Genomic DNA, 13039 nt, shown 5'->3' on the forward strand with positions numbered 1-13039 from the left:
TACTTATAAGGAAACCTACCAAGATGAAGAATCATTAGACAAGTAATACCACCATGGTATGTTATTTGGTCCAACTGGCCCTCCGTTATTACCGCTTTCCCAACCTGAGTTTTGGGGCATACCAGTAGCTGGACTTGTAAACCAATAGTCACCATTATTTGATGAATAACCATAATTGGGATCATAGGAACCCGAAGTAATCCATGGGGAATATCCACTATCCATTCCTCCTGATCCTGAACCATTGTAAGGATCGCCGCCATCTCCGCTTCCATTGCTTCCATTACTACCGGAATCAGTTCCTACATTTATAGGGGCATGCAAAGTGGAATCCGCTGAAATTAGTTGATTTGGAGTAGCTCCCGTATTATCATTAATTGCTTTCCAAAGCTTAATTTCACTAGAAAAGCCCGTGTTGAATAAATTGTCAATAAAGGTTTCGTTTAGGTCCTGAACTTCAGTACTCGTTGTTTTTGAGACAGTATAAGATGAGCCTTCTTTGAAATTCCTTATAAGGGCATTATAGTTTTCCTTTGTGAAACCTTGAAGAAAAGTTTCTTGCCAAGCTTTATCAAAAGCAGCTTTAGCAGCTGTATTTGGATTTCCGCTTTCTAAGCTAAAAGATTGCCTAGCATGAGATTCACCGCTATCATACGCTAGATTATGATTTATGTCATATTCGATTGCTGCCATGTAAGAGAAAATACCAGCATCAATTTCAGTTTTTGCATCAGTTCTATATGCTTCAGAGGCTGCACTTTGATTGTTCCCATAAGTAACATTATCTTGATAAGCATGATATAATTCATGAGCAATCGAAGAAAATGCCAAACTATTTAAAACTTCGGTATTGGTGTCAGGATCAAGGCTGCCAAGCTGTAATGTATTGTTTGAGAAGCCGTATCCCCCAAAAGCTCCCGCCTCAGTCGGTTTTTCATTCGTTACAAATATTTTATTGCCTGCAGTAAGTAATGATTGTAAAAGATTGTCGCCAACAGTGGTACTTGCTAAATCTGTAACTTCTTTTTTAAACATTGCAATTGTTGCTGCATTTAAGTTTGTGGCCGAAAAATCAAATATTTGAGTGAATAAAGCATCTAAATCTACTCCACCACCTATTATATTTGCATTTTCTAACTTTGATATAATTTCAAAATCCTTTGATAAATCATTGAAATTAGCTAAACCGTTTCTTGTCATATTAATTAAATTTATCTTTTAAGTATGTTACTATGCTATTTATGTTGTCTTTTCTTTTGGGTACTGTATCTATATAATTGCCGCCACTTATATAATTAAAATTTCTACTTTTATTTTTAAGTTTAACTTCAAAATAGATACCACTCATCGAATCTTCATTTGATGTTATAAATTTTATGCTCTTATTACCCGAAAGGGTGAAGATATTATTGTCCAGCAAAAATTTATATATCGTACAAAAGCTATCTTTTAATGTCACACTTTTTTCTTGATACAGTAAATTAAGGTCTAGTTTTTTCTTGTTTTCTTTTGGTTTGATCACCCGAACAATTTTAAACCCTTTAGTAGTTCCCTCCATAACTAAAGTTCGAATTCTAGTAATTGTACTACTGTCCGGGTTGGATTTAAGAATGTAAATATCAATTGCTTTTGTGGTTAAAGCGTATGGAGTATAGAACCTAAGTTCAATTTGATTTTTGCTTTCTTTTATACCTTTAAAATCTGTTTGTTCAATGTTGAAATAGTTATTAAACCGCTGAGTTGAGTCTTGTTTAAAAATCGTTTTAGAGATATCTTGATTATTACAATTTAAAGTGACCTGAGCAGAAACTAAATGAGTTAAGAATATACTAGATAATATAAGATAGATACTAAGAGTTCTCATTTTCATAAAAAAGTCGATATGCTATAATTTAATTGATTATAATTTTTAACTGATTGATGCTATATTCTTAAATGTATCAATTTTGAACACCTTTCATTATTGATGATACGGCATTATTATATTATTTTTAATATGTATAGTATTCTCAATACTCTATCCTTAGCATAACTATGGTGCAAGCGTAAAAACCAGTGTTACTGATGTTAGTAGAGGAACGGGTCATTAACATGTTTCTATTTTATTAATTAAATATAAATCTAATTTGTTGTTATTTCATAATTTGGAAGCTACAATTTTAATGCTGCTTTTTTTTGGTATGAATAGGCAGATTCAGGTATTAAAATATAATTTTTGTCTACAAAAAGATAATAATTAATATTACAACCAAAAATATAATTATTTAATTCAAAATCAATATTTACAAATAATAATTAATATATATCAATATGAATATTTTGAAACTTATTAATGAACAGTATCCTAACGCATCAGGTGCGATCTTGGCTGGATCATACCTAAACAATGATTATGCTACCTCACTTAGTGACATAGATATTTTAATTTTTGATTCTTGTTTTAGTACAATATCTCCACAAGGGTTAATGTTTGAAGGCGTTCGTATTGATATTACACAGATTCCGGCAAACAATCTTGATAATATGCTTAGAAATGAACAGTTTGATCAGCGGGGTATTTTATTGACGATGATTGTGAAGGGAACAATTATAAAAGATAATGAAACCGGTCTAGTTTCTAAAGTACAGCAGAAAGCCAAACAGTTATTTGTCTGCGGTATACATAATAATATTGAAACCTATAAAGCACTTATCAAAGGTCTTACCAAAATAAGGAAGGAATTCTTAAAGGATTCAAAACCTTATCAGAAGATTTTTCTTATAAATGAATTTTTTAGTTTGATTACACAGGTTGAACTTATAAAGACTACTAACTGGAGGATGAGTGGCAGGCATAAAGCAGACTTTCTTTATGAAAGCGAAGCTTCGTTGATCGATCGGTTAATTACACTAACTAAGGGTGGGATCGAAGAAGAAGGATATGATTACTATAGAAAAATCGGGATGTTTATTGAGGACTATATTTCCATTTCATCAACTTTTGAAAGTAATAGAGTGTTTGAAAATAAATATTTAATTGTGGATCTAGATTATGAAAATCTGAATATTGAACACTTTATAACTATGCTACTCCAAAGAATCAAACAAGATCACATCTTAAGGGACCATTACCGATATTTTTACGTATCTGATACTACAAAGCCGAGAGTGTATAAAAATAAGATCTCAATTTGCTTCGAAAGATTAAATTTAACTAATGATAATGATTGGCAGGAAATCATTTTTTCCCAATTGACGAATATTCTTCACGCAGATATAGGCACTGCATATCGCAGTTCTAAAATACCTAGCTTTGAACTAAACGAGATCAATGCACTCAATAAATTTGTTAAAGGATTCGAAAACTGTTCAATAAAAATCTCCATTTTAATGGAACAATTGATTTCGAAATATGAGAAATATGAGGTAAAACGTCATTTGATAATTGCAATATTAATTGACTCTTTCTTACTTGAATATCTAAAAATAGACCAACAAGATTATATAAATATCTTCTATTATTTATCAAGTAGGTATTTATTAAATGTCAGTGAACAAAAACAACTGAATCCAAACACTATTAATGAGTTTAAGAAGAATAAGTATAAGCAGTTTCATAAATTTTATTTGGAAAATGAAGATGTATTAAAGGAAGCCTGTGAAAAAGGCAAATTAATTGCTAGGGATAGCGCCTCAATGTCAGGGAAATTATATGAGGATGTAATTGAAGAAATAAAAAATGTTCTTGGGGAAAAACATCAACTAAGCTTGGAGCTTTTAAATGAATGTAATCTGACTTTAGAAGTATTAAAGCCTATTGTTAAGCACTCATATGAAGATCAGGTACTTTATTTTATTTTGATCTTCCAACACATCCAGCCTCTTTTACTTTTAAACAGCAATCAAATTGCATTGCAACTTACTATATTATCTGAAATTTATCATAGGAAACAAATAGATAAAGTAACCTGATAAATTATTGGTCATTTCATGGATATTTTGGTATAACCAATAAAAGCTAAAGCCCTGAAAACCAAATTTTTGCAGGGTTTTATTTCACTTTGATATTGTTTCTCGTGATCCCGCTGGGATTGGTTCAGCCTCGCATTATCCCAAACTCGGCCCTGAACCTTTTACAAATCGAACCCAAGGCCAGTGCTTCTGTTCCAATCCAGATGGTATAAAACAAAAAAGCCCCACATTTCTGTGAGGCTTTTCGTGATCCCGCTGGGATTCGAACCCAGGACCACTACATTAAAAGTGTAATGCTCTACCAGCTGAGCTACGGAATCTACTTTGTTTAAAACATTGCCGTTTTCTTTAAAGTGTTGCAAATATAGGATTCAGATAGCGCTGTTGCAAATAAAAATAGGTGAAATATGCTACTGTATTGATTTATAAGGCGATTAATTATCATCAGTTCATTTTTAACACGTTTAAGTATTTTTGAGTAATGGTACTTTAGTACGCTTAGCATAAATAATTTCTAAAAGTTTTTCCTGCAATTAAAAATTAGATCATCATTTTCGAAATGATAATTTAGATAGTATAAGAGTTTGATTTTAAAATTGCTAATTTAAATTGGATAAATATCTGGTTATTGAGTTAAAAATGTTGATATATTTTGCAATTCTATCTAAATTTTATTTGATTCTGATAATATTCAATGGTATTGATTTGTAAAACATAAAAATATTTGGCTAATTTGGTCGGATCAATCAATTATTAGCCAAACACATGTTAAATTCACCTCAAAAGCAAAATTATAGTTTTGCATTGTTCGTTATTGGTGTCCTCTTTTTTATTTTTGGATTCATTACCTGGGCAAATAGTCAGCTCATTCCATATTTAAAGATTGCGTGTCAACTCACCAGTACCGAATCGTATTATGTCGCTTCCGCATTTTTTGCTGCTTATTTTGTAATGTCCATTCCCTCATCATTTGTCTTAAAATTTACAGGTTTTAAAAAAGGGATGTCTGTAGGGTTGTTTGTAATGGCCATAGGAGCTGCTGTATTTATCCCCGCCGCCTATGCAAGAAGCTTTCCTACATTTTTACTCGGATTATTTATCATAGGAAGCGGTTTAGCATTACTTCAAACAGCTTCCAATCCTTATGCGACAGCGCTAGGCCCAAAAGAAAGTGCCGCTAGGCGCATCAGTATTTTGGGGATATGTAATAAAATCGCTGGTATTCTTGCTGTTTACGTATTAGGCAGTATCATTTTGAAAGATAGTGATGCCTTCGAGGCCAGCTTAAAAACGATGGATGAAGCAGGAAAAAATATGGCTTTGGATACGTTGGCTCAAAAAGTGGTTATGCCATATGTATTCATTACAATCTCATTTGCTTTAGTAGGTGTTTTGCTATTTTTTGTGCAGCTTCCCGAAGTAGAAGAAGAACAGGATATTCTAGACTCAAATGTGCTGCCTGAAGATTCAAAGGTAGCTGCAGCGAATAAAAATATCTTCAACTTTCCACATCTGATAGTTGGCGTTTTAGCCTTGTTTTTTTATGTTGGAATGGAGGTAATCAGTTATGATACCTTCGCCGGACTAGGTACACATTTAGGTTACAAGCTAGGCATGTCCAAGAGCTTTGCTACCTACACCGGTTACGGATTGTTGCTGGGTTACACCGTTGGCATCATTTCTATTCCTAGATTTATTTCACAAAGAAATGCCCTGGTCATTTCCTGTATCCTCAGCATGCTATTGGTTTTATTAGTGGTTTTTATAAAAGCAAATCCCGGAATTGCTGTTCTACATTTATTTGGTCAGGATTTAAATCTTCCTACACACCCGGCTGTCTGGATTTTTGCACTCTTAGGTTTTTCAAATTCAGTAATGTGGCCAGCTATTTTTCCAATGGCTATTGATGGCTTAGGTAAATTTACTAAGATGGGATCAGCCTTGCTGATTATGGCTATTGTAGGTGGGGCAATTCTTCCTCCAATTTATGGCTATATCTCTGAAACAACAGGGAATTCACAAACAGCATATTTAATGATGATTCCTGCTTATTTATTTATTCTATATTTTGCATTAAGCGGTTATCGTTTGGGTAGAAAATAGCGGCTTGCCATTAACTAATTTGCGTAAATAACAAAATAGCTTATTCCGTTTATCTTTCTTATCCCATAAATTTTTCCTTATTTTTGATGCTCAATTTTACCTTTGACTGAATCCTTATAAACACAGTCTAAAATTTATAATTCCTAAATGAATAAAGCAATTTTCCTTGATCGTGATGGCGTGCTTAATCACGAAATATACGATTACATCTGTCGGGTTGAAGACTTCAAAATTCTCGACTACCAGATTCCGGTTTTAAAAAAGTTTTATGATGAAGGTTATTTGCTTATTGTGATTACCAATCAGGGCGGTATCGCCTTGAAGCGATATACAGAGCAGGAACTCGCCATTATGCACCAAATGTTAAGGAATGCATTTGTAGCAAAAGGTGCTGATATTGCTGGCTTTTATTATTGCCCACATCACCCAACAGTGGGTGGCGAATGCAAGTGCCGGAAGCCAGCATCAGGAATGATATTAGATGCAATTGATATGTATGACATAGATCCGGCACAGTCTGTTATGATTGGCGATAAACCAAGAGACGTGGAAGCGGCGAATGGGGCAGGAGTGAAGGGCATTCTAATTGCACCCGATGAGCAGATTAATTATGAAAAGGTGAAGGAAGTGCTGAGTCGCGAGTCATTAGTATAGAGTCTTAAGTCGTATTTCTTTAACACACAAAAGTCTTAGGTTCAATAATAACTTAGGACTTTTGTACGCTTGGAACTCCCCACTCCAAACTCTTATATACAACTACCTCCCGGTTTGGTAGCTCACCAACCAGTCAACTCCTTGAAAAAATCCCATTCAATAAAAAAATCCTAAGTCTCAAGCAGGTCTCTACTCAAAACTTAGGATTTCTAATTTTATATACTGTAAGCTCTTTACTTTTAGACTCCAGACTTAGGACTAAAAACTCCGAACTCACAAATCCAAACTTACTTCCCTGCAGCCTTAGCATGATCTGCTAAGAAAGTCGCTAAACCTGAATCAGTTAATGGGTGTTTTAATAAACCAGCAATTGCAGCTAAAGGAGCGGTGATTACATCAGCACCCAACTTTGCACAATTTACGATATGTAAAGGTCCACGAATTGAAGCTGCTAAAATTTGAGTCTCATATCCGTAATTATCAAAAATAGTTCTGATGTCTTCAATTAAAACCAAGCCATCGCTTGAAATATCATCTAAACGGCCTAAGAAAGGAGAAACATATGTTGCTCCGGCTTTAGCAGCAAGTAATGCTTGTCCGGCAGAAAAGATTAGCGTACAATTGGTTTTAATTCCTTTTGAAGAGAAATGTTTAATGGCTTTAACACCATCTTTAATCATTGGTACCTTAACAACGATTTTCGGGTTTAAAGCAGCTAAAGCTTCACCCTCTTTAACAATCTCGTCAAATGTAGTGGCAATCACTTCTGCACTTACGTTATCTTCAACGATATCGCAAATGGCTTTATAATGGTTAATTACATTTTCTTCGCCAGTGATACCTTCTTTAGCCATTAAGCTAGGATTGGTAGTTACGCCGTCTAAAATGCCAAGATCATGAGCTTCTCTGATTTGATCAAGATTTGCTGTGTCGATAAAAAATTTCATGGTTATAAATTCTTAAATATTTGAGTTTTACAGATTCGAACCCTGAAGAATTTAATGGCCCCTTCAGAGTTTACTCCGATTTCACATCGGAGGCATTAAGGGAAAAAGAAAAAAATGGGCAAGCAACTTCTATCGCACCGCTACAACCTTCTACCCTTGCTATGTTCCCATCCTGGGGGAGTTCAAAGGGAGCTGGTCGTAAAAGACTTGCCCGGCACAAAGGTAGAAAAAGAAGTTGTTTTGCAAAATGCATTTCTGGAATTTTTTAATGATATATGCTATCTAACTGATTAATACGATAATAAAATTGTTAAGAGATGAATAGTTCTTACGTTAACCCGACTTACGAAGTTTCAATGGGGTAGCGGGGAAGGAAACTTCGTCAGTCTGATTTAGCTTTTAAAGAGTTTACTGTAGTTAATCTTGCCAATAATTCACATTTAAACTTACGAAGTTTTTGTCATGTTTCTGGCCTTCGAAACCTCGCTAATTAGCCCGACTGACGAAGTTTCAATAGCATAGCGTGAAGGGAAACTTCGTCAGTCTGATTTAGCTTCTAATACATTTATTATATGCAATGTTTGTTAGTATTGCAATGAACTCATATTAAAACTGGCGACGTTTTCCCATTACTCACAACCATAAAAACTTCTTAAGTTGACTGAAATACCTTTTAAAATAAATCCAGAAGAGGCATCTTTATAGATAAAGAGCCATTATTATAATTGTAATTATCCTTAACAATATTTAGCTATATTTTAATATTATCAGTTAAAATTGTTTAAAAACTAAAATTATTCCAAAAATCGTAACAACTCTGTAATTTAACAATCGTTTTTTATATCTTAGTGTTTCCTATACACTAACAAACTAACGAGCAAAGAATGGAACCAAACAGTGGATTGTACGACGCGCAATTTGAACACGATGCCTGCGGTATCGGGTTCGTTGCACATGTGAAAGGGCGAAAATCGCATCAAATCATCTCCGATGCACTTACTATCTTAGAAAATCTAGATCATAGAGGGGCATGTGGAGCAGAACCAAATACAGGCGATGGAGCGGGTATCATGATTCAGATTCCTCACGAATTTTTTTATGACGAATGTTTAAAAGCTGGCTTTAGCCTGCCCGAAACCAATAATTATGGTGTGGGCATGTTATTTATGCCGAAGGATATCAGATCAAGAGAAGAATGCAGAGAACTGATTTATCGCGCTGCAGAAAAATTAGGATTAGAAATTTTAGGCTTCAGAAAGGTTGACGTTGATACCACCGATATTGGCAACATGGCACTTTCAGTAGAGCCGGAAATTGAGCAGGTATTTATTGCCCGCCCTTATGCAGTGAATCCAGGTGCAGATTTCGAACGCAAACTTTATATTTTTAAAAATTACCTGATTAAATTAATTGCCAATACGGTAAATGGTGGTAAGGATTTTTACATCGTTTCACTATCCGCGCAAACCATTATATATAAAGGTCAGTTAACATCTTTACAGGTTCGTACTTATTTTAAAGACCTGAGCGATAAAAGAATGGTTTCTGCTTTAGGCTTGGTACACTCTCGCTTTGCAACCAATACTTTTCCTTCTTGGCGGTTAGCACAACCTTTCCGCTTTATCGCCCACAATGGCGAAATTAATACCCTGCAAGGTAACCTGAACTGGTTTAGGGCTGGTGTAAAATCTTTTGCATCTGCCTATTTTACTAAAGAAGAACTGGATATGTTATTGCCAGTAATCGATGAGACCAACTCTGATTCAGGATGTTTAGATAATGTAATTGAATTACTGCTTCATGCTGGCAGAACCCTACCTCATGTATTAATGATGTTGGTTCCCGAAGCATGGGATGGCAATGAAGATATGGACCCGGTGAAGAGAGCCTTCTATGAATTCCACGCCACTTTGATGGAGCCATGGGATGGGCCTGCAGCAATTGCCTTTACAGATGGTAAATTGATTGGCGCTACTTTAGACCGCAATGGTTTACGTCCGTCTCGCTACGCCATTACTTCTGATGACCGCGTAATCATGGGTTCAGAAGCCGGCGCATTAGCCATTGATCAAAGTACCATCATCGAAAAAGGACGCTTAACGCCAGGTAAAATGTTTGTAGTAGACATGGAGCAGGGCAGGATCATCAGTGATGAGGAAATTAAAACAAAGGTTTGTGGAGGCAGTCCTTATGCAGACTGGATCAATCAATATCAAATCCGCCTGGAAGAATTACCTGATCCCCGCGTCATGTTTACTGGTCTTTCAGAAGAGTCTATTTTTAAATATCAACAGGTTTTTGGTTACAGTAGAGAAGATATAGATTTATTACTAAAACCAATGGCTATTGAAGCCAAAGAGCCTATTGGTTCAATGGGTACAGATACACCACTGGCCATTTTATCAAAACGCCCACAGCATTTATCAAATTATTTTAAGCAGTTATTTGCACAGGTAACCAATCCTCCAATCGATCCGATTCGCGAAAAAGTAGTGATGAGTCTGGCCAGTTTTATGGGCAGTAACGGAAACCTGCTAGAGCAAAATCCTTTGCAAGCGCATTGCGTGGCAATCAAACATCCTATTTTAACCAATCAGGAATTAGAAAAACTCAGAAGTATTGATACTGGGGTATTTCAGGCCAAAACGTTACAAACCTATTTCAGGGCAGATGGTAAGCCAGGAGCAATGGCAAAAGCATTAGATCGTTTATGTCGTTATGCCGTAGATGCTGTTGAAGACGGTTTTCAGGTAATTGTATTAACGGATAGGGCAATTGATTCTGAACATGCAGCGATGCCATCTTTGCTGGCCGTTTCTGCGGTACACCATCACTTAATCCGTAAAGGCTATCGTGGTGCTGTAGGTATAGTAATCGAGGCCGGGGATATCTGGGAAGTACATCATTTTGCTACCCTTCTGGGCTTTGGCGTAACAGCAATCAACCCTTATCTGGCTTTAGAAACCATTAATGGCTTCCAGAGCGAATCCGGTTTATCGGCAGAACAGTTAACCAAAAATTACATCTATGCAGTTAACAGCGGTTTGTTGAAGATCTTCTCCAAAATGGGAATCTCTACACTACAATCTTATCAGGGTGCGCAGATTTTTGAAATTTTAGGATTGAACAAACAAGTGGTTAACACTTACTTTACAGGAGCCGTTTCACGTATCGGCGGTTTAGGCTTAGATGAAATTGCAAAAGAAACACTGATCAAACATCACCGTAGCTTCGGACCAACCACTCAAACGGAAAACTTATTGCCTGCAGGTGGTACTTATAAATTCAGACGTAAAGGAGAGGCACATTTATTTAATCCTCAAACCATCCATTTACTGCAAAACGCAACCCGCAAAAACGATTACAATATCTTTAAACAATACTCTAAATTGGTTAATGAGCAAACGCAACAAGCTTATACCATCCGTGGATTGTTTGATTTTAATTATAGCCGTCCGGCAGTTCCTTTACATGAGGTGGAATCTACTGAGGCCATTCTAAAAAGATTTGCAACAGGCGCCATGTCATTCGGTTCCATTTCTCATGAGGCACACTCTACCTTAGCCATTGCAATGAACCGTATTGGTGGAAAAAGCAATACAGGTGAAGGCGGCGAAGATGAAATGCGCTATACCAAAATGGAAAATGGAGACAGTATGCGTTCGGCCATTAAACAAGTAGCATCCGCTCGTTTTGGTGTAACCAGCTACTATTTAACCAATGCAGATGAGCTGCAGATTAAAATGGCTCAAGGTGCCAAACCAGGTGAAGGTGGGCAATTACCTGGCCACAAGGTAGACGATTGGATTGCAAAAGTTCGTCACTCTACACCCGGCGTAGGACTAATTTCTCCTCCGCCACACCATGACATCTATTCCATTGAAGATTTAGCACAGCTAATATATGATTTGAAAAATGCCAACCGTGCAGCAAGAATCAATGTAAAACTGGTTTCTAAAGCAGGCGTAGGCACAATTGCTGCCGGCGTTGCTAAAGCGCACGCAGACGTAATTTTGGTATCAGGTTTTGATGGAGGTACCGGTGCATCGCCATTAACATCCATTCAACACGCTGGCTTACCTTGGGAACTTGGATTGGCAGAAGCACACCAAACGCTGGTGAAGAATAAATTACGCAATCGCATCGTTCTGCAAACAGATGGACAACTTAAAACAGGAAGAGATATTGCCATTGCAGCACTTTTAGGCGCTGAAGAATGGGGAGTGGCTACAGCTGCTTTAGTTACAGCTGGCTGTATCATGATGCGCAAGTGCCATTTAAATACTTGTCCGGTTGGTGTGGCTACACAAGATCCTGAATTAAGGAAATTGTTTAGCGGAGATGCAGATCACGTGGTGAATTTATTTAATTTCCTGGCAGAAGAATTAAGGGAAATTATGGCTGAGCTTGGTTTCAGAACCATTCACGAAATGGTTGGACAAGCTGATATTTTAAAATTGCGTGAATTACCAACTGAAGACTGGAAACTAAAACACCTGGACCTATCTGCAATTCTTTATAAAGCAGAAGACAATGGTTTGCCATTGTACAATACAGAAGCCCAAGATCATGGTTTAGCGCATGTGTTAGATCACCAGTTAATTGCAGCTGCACAGCCAGCCATACTTAACAATGAGCCAGTTTTCGCAAGTTTCAACGTGAAAAATACAGATCGTTCTTTAGGTACCATGTTATCCAATGAGATTTCAAAAGTGCATTTGGGCGCTGGTTTACCTCCAGATACCATCAACTTTAAATTTGTAGGTTCTGCAGGTCAAAGTTTCGGTGCATTTAATACAAGAGGTGTAACCTTATCATTAGAGGGCGAAGCAAATGACTATGTAGGTAAAGGTTTATCTGGTGCTCGTTTAGCTATTTATCCTTTCTCAGCCTGTACATTTGTACCAGAGCAAAATATCATTATTGGTAACGTAGCGCTTTACGGTGCAACCTCTGGTGAATTATTTGCCCGTGGTAAAGCTGGTGAACGTTTTGCGGTACGTAACTCTGGTGCAACAGCAGTTGTAGAAGGTGTTGGTGATCACGGATGCGAATATATGACTGGTGGTGAAGTATTGATTCTTGGAGATACCGGAAGTAATTTTGCCGCCGGAATGAGTGGTGGTGTAGCCTGGATTTACGATGCCAATGGAACTTTTGCACGAAAATGCAATAAAGAAATGGTAGATCTTGATCCATTACAATCCGAAGATGAACAAAGAATTTTAGCACTACTTAAAACACATATCCGTTTAACAGATAGTAAGGTTGCAGAATTTATCTTAAGTGATTGGAAAACACAATCAAATCATTTCGTAAAAGTATTCCCTAAAGAATACAAAGCGGTTTTAGCAAAACGTAATCAACAAGTAAAAACACACTAA

Annotated in this window: 7 protein-coding genes, 1 tRNA gene and 1 other RNA gene; 4 read left to right on the forward strand and 5 right to left on the reverse strand. The window is 36.5% G+C overall.

Annotation, left to right across the window (positions count from 1 at the left end; all coding sequences use genetic code 11):
- Nucleotides 1-15: 15 nt before the first annotated feature.
- The gene (locus tag AN34_RS12580; RefSeq protein WP_029285939.1) at nucleotides 16-1200 is read right to left on the reverse strand and encodes a hypothetical protein; all 1185 of its coding nucleotides are present in this window, start codon (nucleotides 1198-1200) and stop codon (nucleotides 16-18) included.
- Between the two features lies 1 nt (nucleotide 1201).
- On the reverse strand, nucleotides 1202-1870 hold the full coding sequence (locus tag AN34_RS12585; protein WP_157263303.1) for a hypothetical protein: 669 nt from the start codon (nucleotides 1868-1870) through the stop codon (nucleotides 1202-1204).
- Between the two features lie 440 nt (nucleotides 1871-2310).
- Here AN34_RS12585 and AN34_RS12590 point away from each other — a divergent pair, with 440 nt between their 5' ends.
- The gene (locus tag AN34_RS12590; protein ID WP_029285943.1) at nucleotides 2311-3951 is read left to right on the forward strand and encodes a hypothetical protein; all 1641 of its coding nucleotides are present in this window, start codon (nucleotides 2311-2313) and stop codon (nucleotides 3949-3951) included.
- A gap of 247 nt (nucleotides 3952-4198) precedes the next feature.
- On the opposite strand, the gene AN34_RS12595 is transcribed toward AN34_RS12590, so the two are convergent.
- Nucleotides 4199-4271 (reverse strand) — tRNA-Lys (locus AN34_RS12595).
- Nucleotides 4272-4716: 445 nt separating this feature from the next.
- Between AN34_RS12595 and AN34_RS12600 the strand changes: the two genes are divergently transcribed.
- Both AN34_RS12600 and AN34_RS12605 read left to right on the forward strand, forming a co-directional pair.
- A complete protein-coding gene (locus tag AN34_RS12600) occupies nucleotides 4717-6054 on the forward strand; it encodes a sugar MFS transporter (RefSeq protein WP_029285945.1) in 1338 nt (445 codons plus the stop codon).
- Nucleotides 6055-6201: 147 nt separating this feature from the next.
- Nucleotides 6202-6708: an HAD-IIIA family hydrolase gene (locus tag AN34_RS12605; RefSeq protein ID WP_029285947.1), complete on the forward strand. Its 507-nt coding sequence runs from the start codon at nucleotides 6202-6204 to the stop codon at nucleotides 6706-6708.
- A gap of 287 nt (nucleotides 6709-6995) precedes the next feature.
- On the opposite strand, the gene fsa is transcribed toward AN34_RS12605, so the two are convergent.
- Both fsa and ffs read right to left on the reverse strand, forming a co-directional pair.
- On the reverse strand, nucleotides 6996-7655 hold the full coding sequence (gene fsa / locus AN34_RS12610; RefSeq protein WP_029285949.1) for a fructose-6-phosphate aldolase: 660 nt from the start codon (nucleotides 7653-7655) through the stop codon (nucleotides 6996-6998).
- Between the two features lie 113 nt (nucleotides 7656-7768).
- An RNA gene (ffs, locus tag AN34_RS21430) (signal recognition particle sRNA small type) lies at nucleotides 7769-7868 on the reverse strand.
- 671 nt (nucleotides 7869-8539) lie between these two features.
- On the opposite strand from ffs, the gene gltB reads away from it, so the two are divergent.
- Nucleotides 8540-13039, forward strand: coding sequence for a glutamate synthase large subunit (gene gltB / locus AN34_RS12620; RefSeq protein ID WP_029285953.1), 4500 nt, complete (start codon nucleotides 8540-8542; stop codon nucleotides 13037-13039).

Origin of the sequence: Pedobacter sp. R20-19 (genome assembly GCF_000708265.2) — a bacterium.
Lineage (GTDB): Bacteria > Bacteroidota > Bacteroidia > Sphingobacteriales > Sphingobacteriaceae > Pedobacter.

Coding starts and splice junctions, on each gene's coding strand:
- AN34_RS12590 (WP_029285943.1), top strand. CDS start 2,311: ATGAATATTTTGAAACTTATTAATGAACAGTATCCTAACGCATCAGGT.
- gltB (WP_029285953.1), top strand. CDS start 8,540: ATGGAACCAAACAGTGGATTGTACGACGCGCAATTTGAACACGATGCC.
- AN34_RS12585 (WP_157263303.1), bottom strand. CDS start 1,870: ATGAAAATGAGAACTCTTAGTATCTATCTTATATTATCTAGTATATTC.
- AN34_RS12600 (WP_029285945.1), top strand. CDS start 4,717: ATGTTAAATTCACCTCAAAAGCAAAATTATAGTTTTGCATTGTTCGTT.
- fsa (WP_029285949.1), bottom strand. CDS start 7,655: ATGAAATTTTTTATCGACACAGCAAATCTTGATCAAATCAGAGAAGCT.
- AN34_RS12580 (WP_029285939.1), bottom strand. CDS start 1,200: ATGACAAGAAACGGTTTAGCTAATTTCAATGATTTATCAAAGGATTTT.
- AN34_RS12605 (WP_029285947.1), top strand. CDS start 6,202: ATGAATAAAGCAATTTTCCTTGATCGTGATGGCGTGCTTAATCACGAA.